The 24865-nt window shown below is 65.4% G+C and carries 19 protein-coding genes and 1 tRNA gene; 3 read left to right on the forward strand and 17 right to left on the reverse strand.

The genetic code is table 11. The annotated features are described in order from the left end of the window. Positions 1-4 precede the first annotated feature (4 nt). Positions 5-676 carry a response regulator gene (locus MRB47_RS12545; RefSeq protein WP_252100884.1) on the forward strand — a complete coding sequence of 224 codons (672 nt, stop codon included), beginning with the start codon at positions 5-7 and terminating at the stop codon, positions 674-676. Continuing rightward, positions 673-2082, forward strand: coding sequence for a sensor histidine kinase (locus MRB47_RS12550; protein WP_015913057.1), 1410 nt, complete (start codon positions 673-675; stop codon positions 2080-2082). The genes MRB47_RS12545 and MRB47_RS12550 overlap by 4 nt, the downstream gene beginning before the upstream one ends. A gap of 63 nt (positions 2083-2145) precedes the next feature. Here MRB47_RS12550 and MRB47_RS12555 read toward each other — a convergent pair whose 3' ends face one another. Genes MRB47_RS12555 through MRB47_RS12570 form a run of 4 tightly spaced genes read right to left on the reverse strand, consistent with a single transcriptional unit; the run spans position 2146 to position 7956 of the window. After that, a complete protein-coding gene (locus MRB47_RS12555; protein WP_252100885.1) occupies positions 2146-3453 on the reverse strand; it encodes a TolC family protein in 1308 nt (435 codons plus the stop codon). Then, positions 3450-3788 carry a DUF3240 family protein gene (locus MRB47_RS12560; RefSeq protein WP_015913055.1) on the reverse strand — a complete coding sequence of 113 codons (339 nt, stop codon included), beginning with the start codon at positions 3786-3788 and terminating at the stop codon, positions 3450-3452. Before MRB47_RS12560 ends, MRB47_RS12555 begins: the two co-directional genes overlap by 4 nt. Next, the gene (locus tag MRB47_RS12565) at positions 3785-6889 is read right to left on the reverse strand and encodes an efflux RND transporter permease subunit (protein ID WP_252102627.1); all 3105 of its coding nucleotides are present in this window, start codon (positions 6887-6889) and stop codon (positions 3785-3787) included. The genes MRB47_RS12560 and MRB47_RS12565 overlap by 4 nt, the downstream gene beginning before the upstream one ends. After that, entirely contained in the window at positions 6889-7956 is a 1068-nt protein-coding gene (locus MRB47_RS12570) for an efflux RND transporter periplasmic adaptor subunit (protein WP_015913053.1), read from the reverse strand. The genes MRB47_RS12565 and MRB47_RS12570 overlap by 1 nt, the downstream gene beginning before the upstream one ends. Positions 7957-8344: 388 nt before the next feature. Here MRB47_RS12570 and gdhA point away from each other — a divergent pair, with 388 nt between their 5' ends. Then, positions 8345-9688 carry an NADP-specific glutamate dehydrogenase gene (gene gdhA, locus MRB47_RS12575; protein WP_015913052.1) on the forward strand — a complete coding sequence of 448 codons (1344 nt, stop codon included), beginning with the start codon at positions 8345-8347 and terminating at the stop codon, positions 9686-9688. 327 nt (positions 9689-10015) lie between these two features. Here the strand turns inward: gdhA and carB are convergent, their stop codons facing one another. The 13 genes from carB to aceA all read right to left on the reverse strand — a co-directional run bounded on the left by carB (position 10016) and on the right by aceA (position 24789). Next, positions 10016-13267: a carbamoyl-phosphate synthase large subunit gene (gene carB, locus MRB47_RS12580; RefSeq protein ID WP_015913051.1), complete on the reverse strand. Its 3252-nt coding sequence runs from the start codon at positions 13265-13267 to the stop codon at positions 10016-10018. Between the two features lie 10 nt (positions 13268-13277). Then, positions 13278-13679 carry a hypothetical protein gene (locus MRB47_RS12585; RefSeq protein WP_015913050.1) on the reverse strand — a complete coding sequence of 134 codons (402 nt, stop codon included), beginning with the start codon at positions 13677-13679 and terminating at the stop codon, positions 13278-13280. A gap of 21 nt (positions 13680-13700) precedes the next feature. Continuing rightward, positions 13701-14873 (reverse strand): glutamine-hydrolyzing carbamoyl-phosphate synthase small subunit, encoded by a 1173-nt coding sequence (gene carA, locus MRB47_RS12590; RefSeq protein ID WP_011805598.1) that lies wholly within the window; start codon positions 14871-14873, stop codon positions 13701-13703. A gap of 239 nt (positions 14874-15112) precedes the next feature. Then, positions 15113-15189 (reverse strand) — tRNA-Pro (locus tag MRB47_RS12595). Positions 15190-15216: 27 nt separating this feature from the next. Then, positions 15217-15648: a MerR family transcriptional regulator gene (locus MRB47_RS12600; RefSeq protein WP_220638837.1), complete on the reverse strand. Its 432-nt coding sequence runs from the start codon at positions 15646-15648 to the stop codon at positions 15217-15219. A 100-nt stretch (positions 15649-15748) separates the two neighbouring features. Then, a complete protein-coding gene (locus MRB47_RS12605) occupies positions 15749-16099 on the reverse strand; it encodes an integration host factor subunit alpha (protein WP_011805600.1) in 351 nt (116 codons plus the stop codon). Beyond that, a complete protein-coding gene (pheT, locus tag MRB47_RS12610; RefSeq protein WP_252100886.1) occupies positions 16096-18540 on the reverse strand; it encodes a phenylalanine--tRNA ligase subunit beta in 2445 nt (814 codons plus the stop codon). The genes MRB47_RS12605 and pheT overlap by 4 nt, the downstream gene beginning before the upstream one ends. 121 nt (positions 18541-18661) lie before the next feature. Continuing rightward, complete coding sequence (pheS, locus tag MRB47_RS12615) at positions 18662-19714, reverse strand: phenylalanine--tRNA ligase subunit alpha (protein WP_252100887.1); 1053 nt, start codon at positions 19712-19714, stop codon at positions 18662-18664. A 102-nt stretch (positions 19715-19816) separates the two neighbouring features. Continuing rightward, complete coding sequence (gene rplT, locus MRB47_RS12620) at positions 19817-20176, reverse strand: 50S ribosomal protein L20 (RefSeq protein ID WP_005795139.1); 360 nt, start codon at positions 20174-20176, stop codon at positions 19817-19819. A 26-nt stretch (positions 20177-20202) separates the two neighbouring features. Then, positions 20203-20406 carry a 50S ribosomal protein L35 gene (gene rpmI / locus MRB47_RS12625; RefSeq protein WP_011805603.1) on the reverse strand — a complete coding sequence of 68 codons (204 nt, stop codon included), beginning with the start codon at positions 20404-20406 and terminating at the stop codon, positions 20203-20205. 173 nt (positions 20407-20579) lie between these two features. Next, entirely contained in the window at positions 20580-21191 is a 612-nt protein-coding gene (gene infC / locus MRB47_RS12630) for a translation initiation factor IF-3 (RefSeq protein WP_083766753.1), read from the reverse strand. 65 nt (positions 21192-21256) lie between these two features. Continuing rightward, positions 21257-23176, reverse strand: a complete 1920-nt coding sequence (gene thrS, locus MRB47_RS12635) for a threonine--tRNA ligase (RefSeq protein ID WP_252100888.1) — start codon at positions 23174-23176, stop codon at positions 21257-21259. Between the two features lie 281 nt (positions 23177-23457). Then, positions 23458-24789 carry an isocitrate lyase gene (gene aceA, locus MRB47_RS12640; RefSeq protein WP_015913044.1) on the reverse strand — a complete coding sequence of 444 codons (1332 nt, stop codon included), beginning with the start codon at positions 24787-24789 and terminating at the stop codon, positions 23458-23460. Between the last annotated feature and the right edge of the window lie 76 nt (positions 24790-24865).

Here is a 24865-nt window from a genome sequence, read left to right on the forward strand (position 1 = left end):
GGCCATGCGCATCCTACTGGTCGAAGACGACCTCCCCCTGGCCAGCGCCCTGGCCGAATTCCTGTGTGCCAAGGGCTTTGTGTGCGAGTGCGCCGCCAGCCTGCAGGCCGCGCGCGCCCTGTTGCCGCTGGCCCACTGGGGCGCCGTGCTGCTGGACTGGCAGCTGCCCGACGGCGAAGGCCTGGCGCTGCTGCCGCTGCTGCGTGCACGCCTGCCCGAAGCCGCCGTGATCGTGCTCACCGCGCGCGACCAGATCACCGACCGCATCCAGGGCCTGGACGCGGGGGCCGACGACTACCTCGTCAAGCCCTACGACCCGGACGAGTTGCTGGCGCGCCTGCGCGCCGTGGAGCGCCGGCGCAGCGGCGCAGCCAGCGCCCTGCTGCAGCTGCCCGGCCTGTCGATCGACCTGGGCCGCATGGCCGTGCAGCTCGACGGACAGGCGGTGGAGCTGACCGCCAAGGAATGGGCCGTGCTGCGCGTGCTGGCGCAGCGGCCCGACCGCATTCACCCGCGCGAAAGCCTGCTCGACGCCCTGTACGGCCTGGACGCCGACGCCAGCAGCAACACGCTGGAGGTGTTCATCAGCAACCTGCGCCGCAAGGTTGGGCGCGAGCGCATCCAAACCTTGCGCGGCCTGGGCTACAAGCTCAACACCGCCGCCACCGGCACATGAAGCAGCGCAGCCTGTCCTGGTCGCTCACGCGCGCCCTGCTGCCCTGGGTGGCGCTGGTGTGGGTGGCCATCAGCCTGGGCGTGGCCTGGTATGTGCAGCATGAGCTGGCCGAGCAGCTTGACGCCGGGCTGGTCGAGAGCGCGGAACGCCTGCTCGACCTGGCGGCACACGATGCACGCAACCACGAGAAGCCCTCCGAACGCGACGGCACGCTGTTCCGGCTGGAGGTGCCTCACAGCAAGCTGCACGGCGCCAAGCACGACGTGTTGCTGTACCAGGTGGTGAACACCGACAACGAGCTGCTGCTGCGCTCGGCCGACGCGCCACGCTACCCTTTGCCGGTGCCCCTGAGCACCGGCTTTCGCGAATACGCCGGCCTGCGCATCTACACCCTGGCCCACCCCAGCCTGCCCATGTACATCCACGCGGGCGACCCGCTGGCACACCGCCAGGCCACGCGCACACGCACGCTGCTGGGCTTGCTGGTGCCGCTGCTGGTGGTGCTGCCGCTGCTGGGCTGGCTGATTCGCACCGTCACCCGCCGGGTGCTCGCCCCCGCCGGACAGATTGCCCGCGAACTGCAGCAGCGCGACGGCAGGCACCTGGCCCCGCTGGCGCCGGCGCAGCCCCTGCCCGCCGAGCTGCAAACCATCGTCGGCAGCGCCAACCACCTGCTGCAGCGCCTGGAAGGCGCGCTGGACACCGAACGCGCCCTGGCCGCCAACGCCGCCCACGAGCTGCGCACCCCCCTGGCCACCGTGCGCCTGCGCCTGCAGACCGCGCTGGCCCAGGTGGCCGACGGCCCCGCACGGCAGCGCGTGGCGGAGGCGCTGGACGCACTCGACCAACTGGGCCGGCGCAGCGAAAAGCTGCTGCAGCTCTCACGCGCCGAGTCGGGCGCGGCGCTGGTACAAGAGCGCGTGAACCTTGGCCAGCTGGCCGCCGTGGTGGCGCAGGAATTCTGGTCCGACCCCGCGCTGCTGCAGCGCCTGCACCTGGTGCTGCCCGAGAGCGAGGACGTGTGGGTGCGCGGCGATTTCGACGCGCTGGCCATCGCACTGCGCAACCTGGTGGAAAACGCCGTGCGCTACGCCCCCAGCGGGCCGGTGACGATCGCGGTGGAGGCGCCTGCCACCTGCAGCGTCAGCGACGAGGGCCCGGGGCTTTCGCCCGAGCGCGCGCACGCGCTGCTGCAGCGCCACCAGCGCAACGGCCATGCGCCCCCGGCCTGCAGCGCGCCAGCGCATGTGCCCGGCTACGGGCTGGGCCTGTCGATCGTATCGACCATCGTGCAGCGCCAGGGCGGCGCGCTGGCACTGCAGTCGCCACCGCCCGGCCAGCCCCACGGGCTGCGCGCTGCGTTGGTGCTGCGCGCAGCGGACCAGCCCACCGCGCCTGGCATTTGACGCCTTTTAGGCTGCTAGCGCTTATCCAATAAGCGCTAGCAGCTCTCCTTTCAATAGCAAATATCAGTGCTCGGCATGCGGTGTGCCGTGGCCCGGGGGCGTCCATATGCGGTGCGCATCCAGCAGCACCCGAGCTTGCGCCTGCTGGGCCTCCAGGGCAGCCGTCTCCGCCGCCAGGCGGGCATCGAGGGCACCGCGCTGGGCCAGCAACCAGTCGCCCAAGCCACTCTCCCCCAGTGCGTAGGCGCGCGCCTGCAGCGCCGCGCTTTTCTCACTGTAGGCCAGGGCCTGGCGCTGCTGGGCCAGCGTGGCGCGCGCCTGTGCCGCTTCGCCAACCACGCGCCACGCCTCGGCCTCGACGCGCTGGCGTGTGCGCGCCAGCTCCTGCTGCGCCACGTCGGCCTGCGCCAAGGCAGCCTGCGCGTCGGCACGGCGCCCTGCACTTCCCAGGGGCAGGGAGACGTAGACCCCCAGCACATGCTCTTGCCCACCGCGCTCGCGCGTGGCGCGCACGCCCACCGTGGGGTCGGGGGTCCGCTCCAGCTGCATGCGCTCGGCTTGCAGGCGTGTTTGCCCGGCCTGCGCCTCGGCCAGCTCCAGTTCGTGGTTGTCCTCAAGAATGCGCGCAACCCAGGCGGCGGCAGGGTCCTGGCCGTCTGTACCACCCTCTGGCACCTCGGCAGGCCAGGGGGCATCGGCTGGCGGCAGCAGGCTGGCCGGGTCCGGCAAGCCCGGGTAGCGGCGCAGCAGGCTCTGGCGCACGAGCATGGCCTGGGCAGCGGCGCGCGCAGCCTGGGCCTTCACGCGGGCATGCTCTGCCTGGGTGGCGAGCAATTCGAGCGTGGCGGCCTCGCCCAGATCCACCCGGCGCTGCGTGGCGGCCAGGGTGCGCGCCCTCAGCGCCTCCTGGGCCTGCAGCAGTTGGTCCGTGCGCGCGGCGCGCAGGGCCTCGAACCAGTCCGCCAGCAGGGTGCGCGCGGCCTCATGCCAGGCGTCGGCCTGGGCAAGCACGGCCACCTGTTCAACGGCCGCGCCCAGTTGGTGGTCGGCCGCCACCTTGCCGGGCCAGCGCATGCCTGTTTCCAGGCCCAGCTCGGTTTCCGCGTAGCGCGTGCCGCCCTGCACACGGCGCTGGTTGGCACCTGCCTTGGCTACCCAGTCGTGCGGGCCCGCGCGCAGGCGTTCGCCACGCGCTTGCGCCAGTGCCAGGCCGGCACCGGCAGCGCGCACCTGGGGCAGTTGCACAAGGACTTCCTGCACGGTGGCGGGCGGCGGCAGTACCGCCCTGGGCATCTCCTGGGCGCGCGCGCCGCAGGCCAACGAAACGGCGCAGGCCAGCACCGTGAGGCAACGGACAGTGGCGCGTCTCATGGCAGGCTCCCAAGGCGGCCAAAGGCCAGCAAGGGGGCGGCCCAGTAGGCAATCTGCGGGGTTGGCAGGGCCTTGCGCAGTGCATCAATGAGTGGCTCCACCTGGGTCTGGACGATGGCCAGCTGCACCAGCACGCGCCGTGCGCGGCCCTGCACCTGCTCCATGGAGGAGGCGAGGTGGATATGCGCTCCCATGCCCTGCGCCGGCACCAGGGTGAAGCCCGGGGCCATGTGCGGCAGCGTGCGCAGCAGATCCAGCACGTCTTCTTCGAGGGCAGCAGGAACTGCCAGGGTGAGCAGGCAGTCGGGGGTGGTCAATGCGGGTTCGGCAGTCATGGCGAGACGGCGCCTGCGGCGCGCGGGGAAGGAGAGGAAAGACCAAAGCGGCGGTAGAGCAGCGGCAGCAGCACCAGCGTGAGGAAGGTGGAGCTGACCAGCCCGCCGATCACCACGATGGCCAGCGGGCGCTGAATTTCCGAGCCGGGCCCCGTGGCCAGTAGCAGCGGAATCAGCCCCAGCGCGGTGATGCTGGCCGTCATCAGCACCGGACGCAGGCGGCGCAGCGCACCTTGGCGCACCACTTCGGCCATCGGCATGCCGCGTGCGGCCAGCTGGTTGAAGCAGGTGACGAGCACCAGCCCGTTGAGCACGGCAATCCCCATGAGCGCAATGAAGCCGACCGACGCGGGCACCGACAGGTATTCCCCCGTGAGTGCCAGGGCCACGATGCCGCCCACCAGAGCCAGCGGAATATTGGCGAACACCAGCAACGCCTGGCGCAGGCTGCCCAGGGTGGCAAACAGCAAGCCGACGATGAGGGCCAACGCCACCGGCACCACTATGCCCAGGCGCGCGGCGGCGCGCTGCTGGTTCTCGAACTGACCACCCCAGGCCAGGCTGTAGCCCGGTGGCAGCTTTACCTTCTGGGCCACTGCGGCCTGTGCCTCGGCCACGAAGCCCACCAGGTCGCGGCCACGCACGTTGGCGCGCACCACGGCCATGCGCGAGGACTGCTCGCGCTCGATCATCACCGGCCCGTCGGCCACTTCCAGCCGCGCCAGCTGCGACAGCGCCACCGCGTCGCCGCCCGGCACGGGCAGGCGCAGCGCGGCAAAGCGTTCCGGCGACATGCGCAGGTCATCGCTACCGCGCACCACCAGAGGCACACGCCGCGCGTCCTGCATGACCACGCCCGCGCGCTGGCCTTCGACCAGCGTGCGCAAGTCGTTTTGCACTTGCTCCACCGACAACCCGAGGCGGCCGAGGGCCTGGCGGTCGAGGGCCACGCGCAGGTACTGCACGCCGTCGTTCTTGGTGGTGAGCACGTCCTCACTGCCTGGCAGGCCCTGCAGCACCTGCACGACTTCTTCGGCCAGGCGCGAAAGCTCTTGCGCCTGGGGACCAAAGACCTTCACGGCCAAGTCGCCGCGCACGCCCGAGAGCATTTCGGAGGTGCGCATTTCGATCGGCTGGGTGAAGCTCAGGTTCACGCCGGGCACCGCCTCGGCAGCAGCGCGGATGGCGTCGATGAGCTCTTCCTTGGTCTTGAAGCGCCATTCGGCGCGCGGCTTGAGCACCAGGAAGCTGTCGGTCGCGTTCAGGCCCATGGGGTCAAGGCCCAACTCGTCCGAGCCCACGCGGGCCACGATGCGCTCGACCTCGGGCACCTGCGCCAGGATGCGGCGCTGCAGCGCCTGGTCCGTCGCGGCGGACTGCTCCAGGTTGATGGAGGGGAGCTTTTCCACCTGCATGATGATGTCGCCCTCGTCCAGCGACGGCATGAACGACTTGCCGATGAACGGAAACAGCGCCAAGGCCCCCGCCAGCGCCAGCACCGCCCCCGCCCCCACCACGCGCGGATGGCGCAGCGCGGCATCAAGCAGCGGGGCATAGCCCGCCTCGAGCTTGCGCACCAGCCACGGGCTGGCATGGTGGCCGGGTGCATGCGGGCGCAGCAGCCACGAGGCGAGCACCGGAATCACCGTGAGCGACAACAGCAGCGATGCCCCCAGCGCAAACACGATGGTCAGCGCCACCGGGCCAAACAGCTTGCCTTCCAGCCCCTGCAGCGTGAGCAGCGGCAGGAACACGATCATGATGATGGCGACGCCCGCGCCCACGGGGGTGGCCACCTCCTGCGTGGCCCGGTACAGCGCGTGCAGGCGCGGCGTACCCGGCTCTACCGGACGCGCTTCGATGTTTTCGACCACCACCACGGCGGCATCGACCAGCATGCCGATGGCAATGGCCAGCCCCCCCAGCGACATGAGGTTGGCAGACAGCCCCCACTGGCGCATGAGCACGAACGTGGCGAGCGCCGACAGCGGCAAAATGAGCGCCACCACCAGCGCCGCGCGCAGGTTGCCCAGGAACAGCAGCAGCAAGACGAGCACCAGGGCAATGGCCTCGGCAAGCGCCTTGCTGACCGTGCCCACGGCGCGCTCGACCAAGCTGCCACGGTTGTAGAACGGCACGATCTTCATGCCTTCGGGCAGGCTGGCCTCGATCTCCTGCAGGCGCGCCTGCACGTCGTGCACCAGCTGGCGCGCATTGGCACCGCGCAGTCCCAGCACCAGCCCCTGCACGGCCTCGCCCTGGCCGTTCTGCGTGACGCTGCCGTAGCGTGTAAGGGCGCCCAGGCGCACCTCGGCCACATCGCCCACGCGTACGGGCGCTGCTGTGGCCTGCCCATCTTGCGAGCGCACGACAACGGCGCGCAGATCGTCCAGGCTGGTGATGCCGCCGTCGCTGAGCACCAGCAGCGACTCTTCGCCGCTGGAAAGGCGTCCGGCGCCGTCGTTACGGTTGTTGGCGGCCAGCGCGTCTTGCAACTGCTGCAGCGACACGCGCCGCGCCGCCAGCCGGGCCATGTCGGGCGCCACCTCGAAAGTCTGAACCAGTCCACCCAGGGTGTTCACGTCGGCCACCCCGGGGATGCCGCGCAGGCGTGGCCGGATGACGAAATAGAGCAGCTTGCGCTTTTCGGCCAGCGACGCGTCGCCCTCTACGGTGAACATGAACATCTCGCCCAACGGGGTGGTGATGGGCGCCAACCCACCGCTGATGCCCTGGGGCAGATCGCCCATGACACCGGCCAGGCGCTCGCTGACCTGCTGGCGTGCCCAGTAGATGTCGGTGCCGTCGGTAAAGTCCAGCGTAATGTCGGCGATGGCGTATTTAGCCCGCGAGCGCAGCATCGACTGGTGTGGAATGCCCAGCAATTCCTGCTCGATGGGGGCGACGATGCGCGCCTCAACCTCCGAAGGCGTCATGCCCGGAGCCTTGAGGATGATCTTCACCTGGGTGGTCGAGACGTCCGGGAAGGCGTCAATGGGCAGGTCACGCATCGCCAGCCAGCCCGCGCCCACCAGGCCCAGCGACAGCACCGCGATCAGCAGGCGTTGCGCCAGGGCAAAGGCAATCAGACGTTGCAACATCACGGTGCCGTGCCTTCCTGGCCCAGGCCGAGCCAAGCGCCCTTGAGGGCGGCAATGCCACCCACGGCCACCTCATCGCCCACCTTCAACCCGGAACGCACAGGCTGCATAGCCTGCTGCCCAGCACCTTGGGCGGCGCCGTCGAGTACCACCGGCGTGGGCACGAAGCCCTGCGCACTGCGCACGAACACATAGGCCTTGCCATCCTGGCGCACCACGGCTTGCACAGGTACGCTGGGGCCTGTGTGTGCGCCGTTTGCCGCACCTGGCGCGGGCAGCACGGTGGCCTGGACGACCTGCTGCAGGCGCAAGCAGTCCTCGGCTGCCGTGAACTCCGCACGCACCTGAACCGCCTGGTTGGCACCCAGTACCTGCGGCACGATGGCCGCCAGCCTGGCAGGTGCCTGGCAGCCTTGCAGTGCCAGGGCGTCGCCTACGCGCAGGCTGCGGGCTTGTTCGGGCGTAGCCTGCAGCACGATGGCCAGGCGCCCGGAACGCGCCAGTTTCACCACGGGCATGCCGGCCTCCAGGCGCTGGCCAGGCACGGCGCTGACCTCCAGCACCGTGGCCGCAGCCGTGGCGCGCAGCAACACCTGGGGCTGCAAGCCGCCACCTGCCTGCCCGATGGACCGCAGCGCTTGCCGGCGTTCCTGCACGGCCAGCTGGGCCTGCTCATCCTGCGCCCGGCTGTCTTGCAACCGCTGCGCGGGAATGATGCCTTCGGCGTGCAACTGCGTATCACGTGCCAGCTTGCTCGCCGTAAGCCGCGCCTGGGACTGCGCCTGCGCCAGCTCGCGCTGCCAGGCAAGCAACTCGGGACTGAGCAAGCGGGCCACGCTCTGGCCCGCCTTCACGCGCTCGCCCGGCGCCACGAGTACCTGCTGCACCACGCCAGCCAATGGCGCACTGAGTAACTCCGTGGCCTGGGGCGGCAGCTCCACCTGCCCCTGGAGCACCAGGCCTGCACTTGGCTGCACCGGCGCTGCGGCAAGTGTGAGCGTACGCACACCTGCGGCCTCGGCCTGCGCGGTGGTCCAGGCAATCAGCGGGGCGCCCTCGGCGGCCATGGCCAAGGTGGCAAGGAAAAAGCAAGAAAGCGCACGCCAGTCGCGGCGCGCGGTGTGAGGGAGGAAAGGCTGCATGGTGAAGAACCCGGTTCGCCACGTTGGCAAACAAACACCAGCCAGTTTAGGTAGCAGACCTGAACAGGAAATGAAGGCACGCGCCCCCCGGGGCAGCCGAAACGAATGGGCAAAAAAACGCACCACAAACGTCTGCCATGCCGCCCCAGCACACCCCAAAAACCTCCTTATTGGTGCGCAAAGCACCACCACGTGGCATTTGCGCCGCATTTCTCACCAAAACGGTGCGACTGTTATGCATGAATACATACGTTTTTGGCATAATTCATTGCTGCACTGCCACATCACTTTTCCTCATCGAAAGCCTTTTTTTATGAAGTACGCGTCCGCAGGCCAATTCCTTGACCATGTTGCCCAGCGCAACCCCGGCCAGCCCGAGTTCCTGCAAGCCGTGACCGAGGTCATGGAAAGCCTGTGGCCCTTCATTGAAAAGCACCCCAAGTACGCAGAGCACGGCCTGCTGGAGCGCCTGGTCGAGCCCGAGCGCGCCATCCAGTTCCGCGTGAGCTGGCAGGACGACCACGGCACCGTGCATGTAAACCGCGGTTTCCGCATCCAGCACAGCATGGCTATCGGCCCCTACAAGGGCGGCATCCGCTTCCACCCCTCGGTGAACCAGTCGGTGCTCAAGTTCCTGGCGTTCGAGCAAACCTTCAAGAACGCGCTGACCACGCTGCCCATGGGCGGCGGCAAAGGCGGTTCGGACTTCGATCCCAAGGGCAAGAGCCCGGCCGAAGTCATGCGCTTCTGCCAGGCCTTCGTGACTGAGCTGTTCCGCCACGTGGGCCCGGACACCGACGTGCCCGCCGGCGACATCGGCGTGGGTGGCCGCGAGGTCGGCTACATGGCCGGCATGTACAAGAAGCTGGCCAACAACGCTTCCAGCGTGTTCACCGGCAAGGGCCTGAGCTTCGGCGGCTCGCTGATCCGCCCCGAGGCCACGGGCTACGGCACGGTGTATTTCGCCGATGAAATGCTCAAGACGCGCGGCCAGTCGTTCCAGGGCAAGACGGTATCCGTGTCCGGTTCGGGCAACGTGGCGCAGTACGCAGTGGAAAAGGCCATGCAACTCGGCGCCAAGGTGGTCACGGTGTCCGACTCGTCGGGCACGGTCTACGACAAGGACGGCTTCACGCCCGAGAAGCTGGCCATCCTGATGGACGTAAAGAACCACCGCTATGGCCGCGTGAACGAATACGCCGAGAAGGTGGGCGCCGAGTTCATCGCCGGCAAGACGCCGTGGCACATCAAGGTAGACGTGGCACTGCCCTGCGCCACGCAGAACGAACTGGACGAGAACGATGCCAAGGTGCTGATCGCCAATGGCGTGCTGTGCGTGGCCGAAGGCGCGAACATGCCCTCGACCATTGAGGCTGCCAAGGCATTTGAAGCCGCTGGCGTGCTCTACGCCCCCGGCAAAGCCAGCAACGCCGGTGGCGTGGCCACTTCGGGCCTGGAAATGAGCCAGAACGCCATGCGCCTGTCGTGGACGCGCGACGAAGTGGACGCACGCCTGCTGCAGATCATGCAAGGCATCCACGCCGCCTGCCTGCAGTACGGCAAGCGTGCCGACGGCAGCGTGAGCTACATCGACGGCGCCAACATCGCCGGCTTCGTGAAGGTGGCCGACGCAATGATCGCCCAGGGCGTGATCTGACGCAGCGCAGGCCCGGCCCGCTGCGGCGGCCGGCCGCACCTTAGAGCCTGTTCACGATCTTTTTATAGTGCCCGCAAGGCAGCAAAAAGCCGCACTCTAGGCGCGCGCCGCAGGCCATGCTGGCGGCCTGGCCAAGGTGCGCAACGACGAGTGCGGCTTTTTGCTGCCTTGCCCTTCGGGTTGCCCTGCAAAAATGGCATCTGCGGCGTTGCAAATGCTCGCCGGGCCACCAGCCCGGCTGCGCTTTGCGCCTTGCACCTGCCACTTTTGCGGGGCAACGGGCACTATAAAAAGATCGTGAACAGGCTCTAAAACCCGGTGCCGCGCTCAGGCTGCAGCCGCCAAGCGGGCGTGCAGTTCCTGCACCGAATACACGTCCAGGTTGTCGAGGTGCTTCATGCCTTCCACGGCCGCCTCGGCGCCGAAGATGGTGGTGAAGGTGGTCACGCGCGCCAGCAGCGAGCTGGTGCGGATCGCGCGCGAATCGGCAATCGCGTTGCGGCGCTCCTCCACTGTGTTGATGACCATGGCGATCTCGTCGTTCTTGATCATGTCCACGATGTGCGGGCGGCCTTCGGTCACTTTGTTGACCACCTGTACCGGCACGCCGGCGGCCTCGATGGCCGCGGCCGTTCCCTTGGTGGCCAGCAGCTCGAAGCCCATGGCCGCCAGGTCGCGGGCAATCGCCACCGCGCGCTGCTTGTCGGCGTTCTTCACGGTGAGGAACACCTTGCCCGAGCGCGGCAGGCGCGTACCCGCACCCAGTTGGCTCTTGACGAAGGCCTCGCCAAAGGTCTTGCCCACGCCCATGACTTCGCCGGTGGACTTCATCTCGGGGCCCAGAATGGTGTCCACGCCCGGGAACTTGACGAAGGGGAACACGGCCTCCTTCACGCTGAAGTACGGCGGCGTGACCTCCTTGGTGATGCCCTGGCTGGCCAGGGTCTGGCCGGCCATGCAGCGCGCCGCCACCTTGGCCAACTGGACGCCCGTGGCCTTGCTGACGAACGGCACCGTGCGCGAGGCGCGCGGGTTCACTTCCAGCACGTAGATCACATCACCGTCGTCAGTTTCCTGAATTGCGAACTGCACGTTCATCAGGCCCACCACGTTCAGGCCATGGGCCATGGCCGTGGTCTGGCGCTTGATCTCGGCCACCGTCTCGGCCTTCAGGTAGTACGGCGGCAGCGAGCAGGCGGAGTCGCCCGAGTGCACGCCAGCCTGTTCGATGTGCTCCATCACGCCGCCGATGAACACGGCACCGGAGGCATCGCGCACACAATCCACATCGCACTCAATGGCATTGGAGAGGAAGCGATCCAGCAGCACGGGCGAATCGTTGCTTACCTTGACGGCTTCGCGCATGTAGCGTTCCAAGTCGCGCTGCTCATGCACGATCTCCATGGCACGGCCGCCCAGCACGTAGCTGGGGCGCACCACCAGCGGGTAGCCAAGGGCAGCGGCCTTCTCCAGCGCCTCGGGTTCGGTACGCGCGGTGGCGTTGGGCGGCTGGCGCAGGCCCAGGTCGCCCAGCAGCTTCTGGAAACGCTCGCGGTCCTCGGCGGCGTCGATCATGTCGGGGGTGGTGCCAATGATCGGCACGCCAGCGGCCTCCAGGCCCAGTGCCAGCTTCAGTGGCGTCTGGCCGCCGTATTGCACGATCACGCCCTCGGGCTTTTCCTTGTCCACGATCTCCAGCACGTCTTCCAGCGTCAGCGGTTCGAAGTACAGGCGATCCGACGTGTCATAGTCGGTCGAGACAGTCTCGGGGTTGCAGTTGACCATGATGGTCTCGTACCCGTCCTCGCGCATGGCGAGGGCCGCATGCACGCAGCAGTAGTCGAACTCGATGCCCTGGCCGATGCGGTTGGGGCCGCCACCCAGCACCATGATCTTCTTCTTGTTGGTGGGCTCGGCTTCGCATTCGTCCTCATAGGTCGAATACATGTAGGCGGTATTGGTGGCGAATTCGGCGGCGCAGGTATCCACGCGCTTGTACACCGGGCGCACATTCAGCGCATGGCGCGCTTCGCGCACAGCCTTCTCGTTGGTTTTGAGCAGTTTGGCCAGGCGGCGGTCGGAGAAGCCCTTCTTCTTGAGCGCGCGCAACGTGTCCGTATCCAGCGAGGCCAGCGCGCCATCGCCCTTCTCGGCCGTGAGTTGGTCCAGGTCGAGTTCGATCTTCACGATCTCCTCGATCTGCACGAGGAACCACTTGTCGATTTTGGTGAGGTCATGCACCTCGTCCACCGACAGGCCCATGGCGAACGCGTCACCCACGTACCAGATGCGCTCAGGTCCCGGCTCGCCCAGCTCCTTCTCGAGCAGTTCGCGGTCCTGGGTCTTCTCATTCATGCCATCCACACCCACCTCCAGGCCGCGCAACGCCTTCTGGAAGGACTCCTGGAAAGTGCGGCCCATGGCCATCACCTCGCCTACGGACTTCATCTGCGTGGTCAGGCGGCTGTCGGCCGCTGGGAATTTCTCGAACGCAAAACGGGGGATCTTGGTGACGACGTAGTCGATGGAGGGCTCGAACGACGCAGGTGTAGCGCCGCCGGTGATCTCGTTCTTCAGTTCATCGAGCGTATAGCCCACGGCCAGCTTGGCAGCGACCTTGGCGATCGGGAAGCCCGTGGCCTTGGAGGCCAGCGCCGACGAGCGCGACACGCGTGGGTTCATCTCGATCACGATCATGCGGCCGTCCTTCGGGTTCACCGAGAACTGCACGTTGGAGCCGCCCGTGTCTACGCCGATCTCGCGCAGCACTGCCAGGCTGGCGTTGCGCATGATCTGGTATTCCTTGTCGGTCAGCGTCTGCGCGGGTGCCACGGTGATCGAGTCGCCTGTGTGTACGCCCATCGGGTCCAGGTTCTCGATCGAGCACACGATGATGCAGTTGTCCGCCTTGTCGCGCACGACCTCCATCTCGTACTCCTTCCAGCCGAGCAGCGACTCTTCGATCAGCAGCTCGTTGGTAGGCGAGGCTTCCAGGCCGCGCTTGCAGATGGTTTCGAATTCTTCCGGGTTGTAGGCGATCCCGCCGCCCGTGCCGCCCAGCGTAAAGCTGGGTCGGATGACGGTGGGGAAGCCCACGTTCTTCTGCACGGCCCAGGCCTCGTCCATGCTGTGGGCGATGCCGGAGCGCGCCGACCCAAGGCCAATGCGGGTCATCGCATCCTTGAACTTCAGGCGGTCTTCGGCCTTGTCGATGGCCTCGGGCGTCGCGCCGATCAGTTCGACCTTGTACTTGTGCAGCACGCCGTTGCGCCACAGGTCCAGCGCGCAGTTCAGTGCAGTCTGGCCGCCCATGGTCGGCAGGATGGCGTCGGGGCGCTCCTTGGCGATGATCTTCTCGACCGTCTGCCAGGTGATGGGCTCGATGTAGGTGACGTCGGCCGTGGCCGGGTCGGTCATGATCGTCGCGGGGTTGCTATTGATCAGGATGACCTTATAGCCCTCCTCGCGCAGCGCCTTGCAGGCCTGCACGCCCGAGTAGTCGAACTCGCAGGCCTGGCCGATGATGATCGGGCCGGCGCCGATGATGAGGATGCTTTTGATGTCTGTGCGTTTTGGCATGGTATGTCTGTCAATCGGTCGCTGGGGCGGAGGCTGGGGCGGCAGACACCGCTGCGGGGCGCCGCGTATTCAGCCTGTCCAGCAGCGCCTGGGCCCGCTCGGCGGGGAGGTTCTTTTGCATCAGCTGCAGCAGGCCGTCGCGCTGAACCAGGGGTCGCAACACTTCGGCCTCTGCCTCGTAGAACGTCACGTCCCACTCCTGCATGGCCTCTGCGAAGGTCGCATCGTCCCAGGTCTTGCCCTTGGCGATCAGCGTGACCAGGGGCATGGCCTTGTTCTCGACGAACGACTTCTTGTAGGGCTTTTGCTGCCAGCGTTCGGTGAACCACTCGCGGTGCATTGGAGGCAATGTCAGCACGCGCTTGTGAATGGCTTTCTCAAGCGCTGCAGCCGGGAAGCTGAAGAGTTTCATGGCGCCGGTTTCCTTTTGGGCTTACTGGGCCTTGGCGGCCTGCATCAGAGTGGTGAAGCGGTCGAACAGGTAGGCAATGTCGTGCGGACCGGGTGACGCCTCGGGGTGCCCCTGGAAGCAGAAGGCCGGCTTGTCCTTGTGCTCCAGGCCCTGCAGCGTGCCGTCGAACAGGCTGATGTGCGTGGCGCGCAAGGTGGCCGGCAGCGATGCCATGTCCACCGCGAAACCGTGATTCTGGCTGGTGATGCTTACCCGGCCACTGTCCAAGTCCTTCACAGGGTGGTTTGCGCCATGGTGGCTGTTGTCCATCTTGAAAGTCCTGGCGCCACTGGCCAGCGCCATGATCTGGTGGCCCAGGCAGATGCCGAAGGTAGGTACGCCGCTGTCGATGATCTGCTTGACTGCCGTGATCGCGTAGTCGCAGGCCGCCGGGTCGCCCGGGCCGTTGGACAGGAACACGCCATCGGGATTCATGGCCAGCACCTCTGCCGCCGGGGTCTGCGCGGGCACCACGGTGAGCCTGCAGCCGCGTTCGGCCAGCATGCGCAGGATGTTCAGCTTCACGCCATAGTCATAGGCCACGACGTGAAAGCGCGGGGCCGTCTGCGTGCCGTAGCCTTCGCCCAGCTTCCACTCAGTCTGGTCCCAGGCGTACGCGGCACGCGTGGTCACGACCTTGGCCAGATCCAGCCCGTTCATGTTGGGCGCCGCCTTCGCCGCGGCCACGGCTTCGTCGATGCGCGCCTGGGTCACAGCCTCGCCAGCCGCCAATCCGACGATGGCGCCATTTTGCGCGCCCTGAGTGCGCAGCAGGCGGGTCAGTTTGCGGGTGTCGATGTTGGCGATGGCTACCGTCTTGGCACGCACGAGGTACTCGGGCAGCGTCTCGGTCATGCGGAAGTTGCTGGCCAGCAGCGGCAGGTCCTTGATGATGAGGCCTGCGGCGTGGACTTTTTCAGCCTCGATATCCTCTGCGTTGACGCCGTAGTTGCCGATGTGCGGATACGTCAGGGTGACGATCTGCTGGCAGTAGCTGGGGTCCGTGAGAATTTCCTGGTAGCCGGTGATGGCGGTATTGAAGACCACTTCGCCGACCGTGGTGCCGGCGGCACCGATCGAGTTACCGATAAAGACCGTGCCGTCTGCGAGCGCCAGGATGGCGGGCGGGAAGGTTCCCTTGAGAGACAAAAGCACTGGGTTCTCCGATGGTTTACGGGTCGCCCGGGAGCCGCAGGAACGGCGATGTTCCTGAAGGCTACTGCTTGTTGAAAATTGCTTTGGATGCGGCCGGGCGACTTGTTTGCGGGAAAGCCTCTCATTGTAGCGCGAGAGGCGCATGCTCACTGCGCACAGGACATTGGTCCCGCCAAGGATCCAAACGCGCCAAAGAAGAAAGGGACCACCGTTTTCACAGTGGCCCCCTTTGGCATAAATGGTCGGCGTGGCGGGATTCGAACTCGCGACCCCTTGCACCCCATGCAAGTGCGCTACCAGGCTGCGCTACACGCCGACAAGACTTGAATTCTATACCGAAAAATCAGGCCGTAAGAAGAAGTGCGCGAATTTCTTCCAATTCTTTTCGCAGGGTCGCCGCATTCAAAGGAACCGCCTGCGCGACGCTTATCCCCTCGTTCGCACCCTGCGCGGGTACAGCCGCCTCCAAGCCATCCGCATGCGGCGCACCACCATCGCGCAGCAGCGCCTTGTCCGCATGGGCCAGCTCTTGCAGCCGGTTGCGCGCACCGCTGATGGTGAAGCCTTGGTCATACAGCAGGTCGCGAATGCGGCGGATCATCAGCACCTCATGGTGCTGGTAATAGCGCCGGTTGCCGCGCCGCTTCATGGGACGCAACTGCGTGAATTCCTGTTCCCAGTAGCGCAGGACATGGGGTTTGACGCCACAGAGCTCCGCCACTTCACCAATCGTGAAATAGCGTTTGGCCGGAATGGGTGGCAGCAAGGTGCTCATGGGAATGGCGCAAAAAACGGGCAAGACTGTGGAGCGTACTGCAGCCCCTTACCGGCGGCCAGGATCTCTGGGCCAAAAACACCGGTTCGGGTCAACTACTTCAAGCTTTGTCCTGCCCCTGGATCTGTTCCTTGAGTTTGGTGCTGGCATGAAAGGTCACCACGCGTCGCGCCTTGATGGGAATGGCTTCGCCGGTGCGCGGGTTACGCCCCGGACGCGGCGCCTTGGTGCGGATCTGGAAGTTGCCAAACCCTGACAGCTTCACGTCCTGGCCGTCGACCAGGCTTTGCACGATCAGGTCGAAGAAGGCGTCCACCATGTCCTTGGACTCGCGCTTGTTCAGGCCGATGTGCTCGAACAGCAGATCCGCCAGCTGCGCTTTGGTCAGCGCAGGCGATTCCAGGCTTTCTACGGCGAACTCCACCGGCCCCGGCTCCATCCCCAGAGTCATCGCAACCTCGCTCCTGTGTGGGTACCCAGCGCCTGCAGCACCGATTGCACTGCGGCTTCGATCTCAGCGTCCGTCAACGCGGCGGCGTCGCTGCCCAGCGTCAGGCGAATGGCCAGGCTCTTCTCGCCCTGCGCCAGAGCGCCCGCCGGCACGGCCTCGCCCGCACGCTGCGGCTGGGGCCGGAAGACATCGAACAGCACCGCGGAGCGCAGCAGATCGCCTGCCAGTGCACCGCCAATGGCACGCATCACCTCATCGTGCGAGACCCGCTCGGCCACAACCACGGCAATGTCCCGCTCCACCAGCTGGCGCTTGGCCACGGGGCGAAAGCCCGGCACCTTGCGCTGCAGCACGGCGTCCAGCTCCAGTTCAAACATCATCGGCGCAGCCGGCAGGTCCCAGGACTGGCGCCATTGCGGATGCAATTCGCCCACAAAGCCGATGGGGTGACCCTCCAGCAGCACGCGCGCGCAGCGGCCCGGGTGCAGTGCCGGATGCGCTGCTGGCTCGAACGTGGGGCGCAGCGGCGCGAGCAGCGCTTCCACATCACCCTTGGCATCGTAGAAGTCCACCGCCTTGTCCTTGCGGCCCCACTGCAGCGCATCGGCCGCACCATAGGCCAGGCCCGCGACCCGCATCGGCTGCGCGAAGCCTTCCACCGTGCGGTCGGTGTTCTGCACGCTCGCATCACGCAGGAACACCCGCCCCAGCTCGAACACGCGCACGCGGCCGGCCTTGCGGTCCAGGTTGAACTTGAGCACCTGCAGCAAAGAGCCCAGCAGCGACGAGCGCATGACGCTCAGGTGGCTGGCGATGGGGTTGAGCAGCTTGATCGGCGCGGCGTTGCCGGCCAGTTCCTTTTCCCAATGCTCTTCGACAAAGCTGAAGTTGATGGTCTCCTGGTAGCCCAATGCCGCCAGTTCACGGCGCACCGCGAAGCTGCTGCGGCGCGATTCAGCGCGCAACTTGGGCGTGATCGGCGCCAGCGGCGGGGTGGTGGGCAGGTTGTTGTAGCCCACCACGCGCGCCACTTCCTCGATCAGGTCTTCCTCCAGGCGCAGGTCGAAGCGGAACGACGGTGGCGTGACCGTCACGGCACCCTCTTCCTCCTGCAGCGGCAGGCCCAGGCGCCTCAGCGCATCCACGCACTGCGCCTGCGTGAGCGGCATGCCGATCACCTTGGCCGCACGCGCGACGCGCATGCGCACCGGTGTTTGCGCGGGCATGTTGACGCGCTGATCATCAATGGGAGCGCATGCCGTCTCTGGCGTACCGCAAATGTCGACGATCAGCTGCGTGATGCGCTCGATGTGCTCCACGGTCAGCTCGGGATCCACGCCGCGCTCGAAGCGATGGCCGGCGTCGGTGGAGAAGTTGTAGCGGCGCGAGCGGCCGGCTACGGCCTCTGGCCACCAGAAGGCCGCCTCGACGTAGATGTTGCGCGTGTCATCCGACACAGCCGTGGCGTCACCACCCATGATGCCGGCAAGCGACTCCACCTCGCGCTCGTCGGCGATCACGCCCACCTTCTCATCGACGGTGACGGTGTTGCCGTTGAGCAGCTTGAGTTGTTCGCCGGCCTTGCCCCAGCGCACTTCCAGGCCGCCATGGATCTTGTCCAGGTCGAAGATGTGCGACGGGCGGCCGAACTCGAACATCACGTAGTTGGAGATGTCCACCAGCGGCGAGACACTGCGCTGGCCGCAGCGCGCCAGGCGGTCCACCATCCACTGCGGCGTGGCGGCCTGGGTATTGACGTTGCGCACGACGCGGCCGGAGAAGCGCCCGCACAGGTCAGGCGCGCTCACGCGCACGGGCAAGCGGTCATCGATCGCGGTGGTCATGGCGGGGAACTGCGGCGCCTTCAGCGGCGCGCCCGTCAGCGCGGACACCTCGCGCGCGATGCCGTAGACACTCAGGCAATGCGCCAGGTTGGGTGTGAGCTTGAGCGTGAACAGCGTGTCGTCCAGGTTCAGGTACTGGCGGATGTTCTGGCCCAGCGGCGCGTCGGCCGGTAGTTCCAGCAGGCCGCCATGGTCCTCCGACAGTTTCAGCTCGCGCGCCGAGCACAGCATGCCAAAGCTCTCCACACCGCGCAGCTTGCCCACCTTGATGAGAAACGGCTTGCCATCCTCGCCGGGCGGCAGCTCCGCGCCCACCATGGCGCACGGCACCTTGATGCCCACGCGGGCATTGGGCGCGCCGCAGACGATGGTCAGCGGCTCGCCCTGCCCCACATCCACCTGGCACACGCGCAGGCGGTCGGCATTGGGGTGCTGCTGAGCATCCTTGATCTCGCCGACGACGATCTTCGTGAACGGCGGCGCGACGGGCTGCAGCTCTTCGACCTCCAGCCCTGCCATCGTCAGGGTGTCGGCCAGTTCTTGGGTGTTGAGCGGAGGGTTGCAGAACTCGCGCAACCAGGATTCGGGGAATTGCATAGTCAGACTTCTTTGGCGTGCTCTTGAAAAGAGAGCTGCTAGCGCTTGCTACCTATTGTTTTCCATATGAAAACATATTGAAGAGTAGGCTTAACAAGCGCTGGCAGCTCACTTTTTTGCATTACTGGAACTGCGACAGGAAACGGATGTCGCCGTCGAAGAACAGGCGCAGGTCGTTCACGCCGTAGCGCAGCATGGTCAGCCGGTCCGGCCCCATGCCGAAGGCAAAGCCGATGAAGCGTTCGGGGTCCAGCCCCATGTTGCGCACCACGTTGGGGTGCACCTGGCCGGAGCCCGCCACCTCCAGCCACTTGCCGGCCAACGTGCCCGACTGGAACTGGATATCGATCTCGGCGCTGGGCTCGGTGAAAGGGAAGAAGCTGGGGCGAAAGCGCAGCACCAGGTCGTCGCTTTCAAAGAAGGTCTTGCAGAAGTCCGTGAACACGACCTTCAGGTCTTTGAAGCTCACGTTCTCGCCGATCCACAGGCCTTCACACTGGTGGAACATGGGCGAGTGCGTGGCGTCGGAGTCCACGCGGTAGGTGCGGCCCGGAGCGATCACGCGGATCTCGGGCATGGCCTGGCCGGCGTCGATCAGGCCATGGTGTTTCTTCACATGCTGCACGGCGTAGCGCACCTGCATCGGGCTGGTGTGCGTGCGCAGCAGGTTGGGGGCTTCGGGTGTGCCGCCTTCCACGTAGAAGGTGTCGTGCATGGACCGGGCGGGGTGGTCCTCGGGCGTGTTCAGCGCCGTGAAGTTGAACCAGTCGGTCTCGATCTCGGGGCCGTCCGCCACCTCGAAGCCCATCGAACCGAAGATCCGCTCGATGCGCTCCAGCGTCAGCGACACGGGATGCAGGCCGCCGCGGCCGCGCTGGCGGCCCGGCAGCGTCACATCCAGCGCCTCGGCCTTGAGCTGTGCCTGCAGCTCGGCGTCCGCCAGCTCCTGGCGGCGTGTGGCGAGGGCTGCCTCCACGGCCTGCTTGGCCACGTTGATGGCGGCGCCGCGGGTTTTCTTCTCCTCGGGCGAGAGCTGCGCCATGCCCTTCATGAGCTCGGTCAGGCGGCCTGACTTGCCCAGGAACTGCGCCTTGGCGTTCTCCAGTTCGGCAGGGGTTGCGGAACGCGCGAACGACTCGCGCGCGCTCGTCACCAAGGAATCCAACTCGTTCATATCGACTCTTGAAAAAGAAACAAGGGCTAGTGCCTTTTCAAGCCCTAGCCCTTGTTGTTTGCGCGCTAGTAGCTATACAATTTATAGCTACCAATCGTGAACTCAAGCAGCCAGCTTGGCCTTGACTTGCTCCACGATGCTGCCAAAGGCAGCCTTGTCATGCACCGCGAGGTCGGCCAGCATCTTGCGGTCGATCTCGATGGATGCCTTCTTCAGGCCGTTGGCGAACTGGCTGTAGGTCAGGCCCAGTTCACGGGCAGCGGCGTTGATACGGGCGATCCACAACTGGCGGAACACGCGCTTCTTGGTGCGGCGGTCACGGTAGGCATATTGCCCCGCCTTCATCACCGCCTGCTTGGCGATGCGGAAGACGTTACCGCGGCGACCACGGAAGCCCTTGGCAAGGGCGAGGACCTTCTTGTGACGGGCGCGGGCCGTTACACCACGTTTGACGCGAGGCATGTGTTTTCTCCTTGTTCGTCAGTTGATTACAGGCCAGCGGAGGGCAGCATCTTTGCGATGGAACCCATATCGCCTTCGTGCACGTTCACAATGCCACGCAGGTGGCGCTTGTTCTTCGTGGTCTTCTTGGTCAGGATGTGGCGCTTGAAAGCTTGGCCACGCTTGACCGTACCGCCTGGACGAACGCGAAAACGCTTCTTCGCGCTGCTCTTGGTCTTCATCTTGGGCATGTGAATGCTCCTGTTGGTTGTGCTCGTGAGGCGTTTGCACACCGCTGTGCAACCTTGTTGGCCCCGAGCCACTTTTTCAAACGACGCGCCTTGCGGCTCGCCGTGCGGCGGCACTTGCATGCCGCCTATCGGCCGGCACCCTGTTTTAGGGGGCGCCCGCCAAATCTCCTTGCTTACGCAGCGTTGTCGCCAGCGGCGGGAGCGCTTTCGGCGGCAGGTTTACCTGCCGGCTTCTTGCGGGCCGGCGCGATCATCATGATCATCTGGCGACCTTCCAGCTTGGGAAACTGCTCCACCAAAATGGTGTCGCCCAAGTCATCCCTCAAGCGGTTGAGCAATGCCAGGCCCAGCTCCTGGTGCGTGATCTCGCGGCCACGGAAGCGCAGCGTGATCTTGCACTTATCGCCCTCCGCCAGAAAACGGCGGATGTTGCGCAGCTTGATGTTGTAGTCGCCATCGTCCGTACCAGGGCGGAACTTGACTTCCTTGATCTCGATGACCGTCTGCTTGGCCTTGGCCTCGGCCGCCTTCTTCTGCTCCTGATACTTGAACTTGCCGTAGTCCATCAGGCGGCAGACCGGGGGATTAGCCGTGGCTGCAATTTCAACTAAGTCCACATCCAGCTCGCCCGCCATGCGCAGGGCCTCTTGCAGGCTGACGATGCCCAGGGGCTCGTTGTCCGGACCGGACAGGCGCACTTCAGGCGCCATGATTTCACGGTTCAGTCGATGCTTGCGCTCCTCGCGCTGGCGACGGTCACGAAATTCGGTAGCGATGGCTCTCACCTTCAATTAAAAAGCTACGAAAAGCGTAGCAGCTTACGCACCAGGGATGCGCTTCAAGCGATGATTCAGACTTTGGAGGCAATGTCCTGCGCGATCAGATCGACGAATGCGTCGATGGACATCACGCCGAGGTCTTTGTTACCCCGGGCACGCACTGCCACAGCCCCTGCAGCCTTTTCCTTGTCGCCGGCGACGAGGATGTAGGGCAGCTTTTGCAGCGAATGCTCCCGTATTTTATACGTAATCTTCTCGTTACGCAGATCAGTCACCACCCTAAGGCCTTGATTCGGCAACGCTTTTTGCAGCTTTGCGGCGATTTCACGACAGTAATCGGACTGTGCATCGGTGATATTGAGCACTGCCACCTGTACGGGCGCAAGCCAAACGGGCAAGGCCCCGGCGTGTTCTTCGATCAGGATGCCGATGAAGCGCTCCAGGCTGCCCACGATGGCGCGGTGCAGCATCACCGGCCGATGGCGCCCGCCATCCTCGCCCACGTACTCTGCATCCAGCCGCTCGGGCATCGAGAAGTCCACCTGCATGGTGCCGCACTGCCACTGCCGTCCGATCGCGTCCTTGAGCGTGTACTCGATCTTCGGGCCATAGAAGGCGCCATCGCCGGGAGCGATCTCGAATTCGCAACCCGACGCGCGCAGGCTTTCCATCAGCGCATGCTCGGCCTTGTCCCAGCTCTCGTCGGAACCGATGCGTGCCTGGGGGCGCGTGGCCACCTTGTAGATGATGTTGTGGAAGCCGAAGTCCTTGTAGACCTTTTGCAGCAACGCTGTGTAAGCTGTGCATTCGGCCAGGATGTGGTCTTCCGTGCAGAAGATGTGACCATCGTCCTGCGTGAAACCGCGCACGCGCATGATGCCGTGCAGGCCACCCGTGGGCTCGTTGCGGTGGCACTGGCCGAACTCGCCGTAGCGTAGCGGCAGGTCGCGGTAGCTCTTGATGCCCTGCTTGAAGATCAGGATATGGCCCGGGCAGTTCATCGGCTTGAGAGCGTAGTCGCGCTTCTCACTCTCAGTGGTGAACATGTTGTCGCGGTACTTGTCCCAGTGTCCCGTTTTCTCCCACAGCGTCTTGTCTAGGATCTGCGGGCCCTTGACCTCCTGGTAGCCGTTGTCGCGGTATACGCGGCGCATGTACTGCTCCACCTCCTGCCACAGCGTCCAGCCCTTGGGGTGCCAGAACACCGTGCCGGGCGAATGTTCGTCGATGTGGAACAGGTCAAGCTCACGGCCCAGCTTGCGATGGTCGCGCTTCTCGGCCTCTTCCAGCATGTGCAGGTACTGCTGCAGTTCTTCCTTCGTGGCCCATGCCGTGCCATAGACGCGCTGGAGCATCTCGTTGCGGTGGTCGCCGCGCCAATAGGCGCCCGCTACCTTCATGAGCTTGAAGAACTTGAGCTTGCCGGTGCTGGGCACGTGGGGGCCACGGCACAGGTCTTCAAAGCCGCCCTCGCGGTACAGGCTCACGTCTTCATTCGTCGGGATGCTGGCAATGATCTCGGCCTTGTAGTGTTCGCCCAGGCCCTTGAAGTACGCCACCGCCTCGTCCCGAGGCAATACACGGCGCACCACTGGTTCATCCTTCGCAGCCAGTTCCGCCATGCGCTTTTCAATGGCGGCCAAGTCTTCCGGCGTGAACGGACGCTTGTACGAGAAGTCGTAGTAGAAGCCGTTTCCGATCACCGGCCCGATGGTCACCTGCGCATCGGGAAACAGTTCCTTGACCGCATAGGCCAGCAAGTGGGCCGTGGAGTGGCGGATCACCTCCAGGCCGTCGGCATCCTTGGCCGTCACGATGGACAGCGGGCTGTCTTGCGTGATCCGGTAGCTGGTATCCACCACCTTGTCCCCGATCTTGCCGGCGAGCGCCGCTTTGGCCAGGCCCGAACCGATGGAGGCAGCCACCTCCGCCACAGTCACGGGACCAGCAAACTCTCGCTGGGAACCGTCGGGAAGCGTAATGTGAATCATGGAAATCCTTATCGAGTCTTTTCGGTAGGTGAGCCGCGCTTGACTGAGGTTCAGAAAGCAAAAAGCGCGGTACAGGTCCGCGCTTTTATGGGGGCGAGAGAAATCTCGTGCAGGCGCGAACGGCCAGCCTCAGCGGCTGGAACAGATCTCCGTCGTAGTTCGCGGTGTCATAACCAGACTGCCTTTCTCGCCCTTGTTGGTGAACAGGTGTGGCATTTTACTCTGCAGCAACAGAAAAGCCCGAGGCGGGGGCCCCGGGCTTCTCGCATCAACCAAGAAGATCAGTGGAACTGCTCTTCTTCGGTGGAGCCGGTCAGCGCCTTCACGCTCGAGGAACCACCCTGGATCACGGTGGTCACGTCGTCGAAATAGCCTGCGCCCACCTCCTGCTGGTGCGACACGAAGGTGTAGCCCTGCTCACGTGCGGCGAACTCGGGCTCCTGCACCATGTTCACGTAGTGCTTCATGCCTTCGCCGCGGGCATAAGCATGGGCGAACTGGAACGTGTTGTACCAGTTGATGTGGATGCCGGCCAGCGTGATGAACTGGTACTTGTAGCCGAGTGCCGACAGCTCGTCCTGGAACTTGGCGATGGTCTTCTCGTCCAGGTTTTTCTTCCAGTTGAAGGACGGCGAGCAGTTGTACGACAGCAGCTTGCCGGGGCACTTCGCATGCACGGCCTGGGCGAACTCGCGGGCAAAACCCAGGTCGGGCGTGCCGGTCTCGCACCACACCAGGTCGGCGTAGGGGGCGTAAGCCACACCGCGGCTGATGGCTTGCTCCAGACCATTCTTCACGCGATAGAAGCCTTCCTGCGTACGCTCGCCCGTCAAGAACGGCTTGTCGTTGGCGTCGTGGTCGCTGGTGATCAGGTTGGCGGCCTCGGCATCGGTGCGGGCCAGCACGATGGTGGGCACGCCCATCACGTCGGCAGCGAAGCGGGCAGCGATCAGCTTTTCGATGGCTTCCTGTGTGGGCACGAGGACCTTGCCGCCCATGTGCCCGCACTTCTTCACGGCAGCCAGTTGGTCTTCGAAGTGCACGCCGGCCGCGCCAGCGGCAATCATGTTCTTCATCAGTTCGAAGGCGTTCAGCACGCCGCCGAAGCCGGCTTCGGCGTCGGCCACGATGGGCAGGAAGTAGTCGATGAATTCCTTGTCGCCGGGATTGATACCGCGGCCCCACTGGATCTCGTCGGCACGCTTGAAGGTGTTGTTGATGCGGCGCACCATCGTGGGCACCGAGTCATAGGCATACAGCGACTGGTCGGGGTACATGGTCTCGCTGGTGTTGCCGTCAGCTGCCACCTGCCAGCCCGACAGGTACACGGCTTCCAGGCCCGCCTTGGCTTGCTGCATGGCTTGGCCGGCGCTGATGGCACCGAAGGCATTCACGTAGCCCTTCTTGGCGCCGCCATTGATCTTGTCCCACAGCTTCTCTGCGCCACGCTTGGCCAGCGTGTATTCGGGCTGGAGGCTGCCGCGCAGACGCACCACGTCGGCGGCTGTGTAGCCGCGCTTCACGCTCTTCCAGCGGGGATTCTGGGCCCAGTCCTTTTCCAGGGCTGCGATTTGCTGCTCACGGCTCAGTTGTGCGTTCAGGGAATCTGGCATGTTGCTCTCCAAGAGATAAAGGAATGGGCGGGTACCGATCCCGGGACCCTTGGACACAACTTTAAGTCTTCTATAA

The organism is Diaphorobacter sp. LI3 (genome assembly GCF_022807955.1).
GTDB lineage: Bacteria > Pseudomonadota > Gammaproteobacteria > Burkholderiales > Burkholderiaceae_C > Diaphorobacter > Diaphorobacter nitroreducens.

Coding starts and splice junctions, on each gene's coding strand:
- MRB47_RS12545 (WP_252100884.1), top strand. CDS start 5: ATGCGCATCCTACTGGTCGAAGACGACCTCCCCCTGGCCAGCGCCCTG.
- MRB47_RS12550 (WP_015913057.1), top strand. CDS start 673: ATGAAGCAGCGCAGCCTGTCCTGGTCGCTCACGCGCGCCCTGCTGCCC.
- MRB47_RS12555 (WP_252100885.1), bottom strand. CDS start 3,453: ATGAGACGCGCCACTGTCCGTTGCCTCACGGTGCTGGCCTGCGCCGTT.
- MRB47_RS12560 (WP_015913055.1), bottom strand. CDS start 3,788: ATGACTGCCGAACCCGCATTGACCACCCCCGACTGCCTGCTCACCCTG.
- MRB47_RS12565 (WP_252102627.1), bottom strand. CDS start 6,889: ATGTTGCAACGTCTGATTGCCTTTGCCCTGGCGCAACGCCTGCTGATC.
- MRB47_RS12570 (WP_015913053.1), bottom strand. CDS start 7,956: ATGGCCGCCGAGGGCGCCCCGCTGATTGCCTGGACCACCGCGCAGGCC.
- gdhA (WP_015913052.1), top strand. CDS start 8,345: ATGAAGTACGCGTCCGCAGGCCAATTCCTTGACCATGTTGCCCAGCGC.
- carB (WP_015913051.1), bottom strand. CDS start 13,267: ATGCCAAAACGCACAGACATCAAAAGCATCCTCATCATCGGCGCCGGC.
- MRB47_RS12585 (WP_015913050.1), bottom strand. CDS start 13,679: ATGAAACTCTTCAGCTTCCCGGCTGCAGCGCTTGAGAAAGCCATTCAC.
- MRB47_RS12600 (WP_220638837.1), bottom strand. CDS start 15,648: ATGAGCACCTTGCTGCCACCCATTCCGGCCAAACGCTATTTCACGATT.
- MRB47_RS12605 (WP_011805600.1), bottom strand. CDS start 16,099: ATGACTCTGGGGATGGAGCCGGGGCCGGTGGAGTTCGCCGTAGAAAGC.
- pheT (WP_252100886.1), bottom strand. CDS start 18,540: ATGCAATTCCCCGAATCCTGGTTGCGCGAGTTCTGCAACCCTCCGCTC.
- pheS (WP_252100887.1), bottom strand. CDS start 19,714: ATGAACGAGTTGGATTCCTTGGTGACGAGCGCGCGCGAGTCGTTCGCG.
- rplT (WP_005795139.1), bottom strand. CDS start 20,176: ATGCCTCGCGTCAAACGTGGTGTAACGGCCCGCGCCCGTCACAAGAAG.
- rpmI (WP_011805603.1), bottom strand. CDS start 20,406: ATGCCCAAGATGAAGACCAAGAGCAGCGCGAAGAAGCGTTTTCGCGTT.
- thrS (WP_252100888.1), bottom strand. CDS start 23,176: ATGATTCACATTACGCTTCCCGACGGTTCCCAGCGAGAGTTTGCTGGT.
- aceA (WP_015913044.1), bottom strand. CDS start 24,789: ATGCCAGATTCCCTGAACGCACAACTGAGCCGTGAGCAGCAAATCGCA.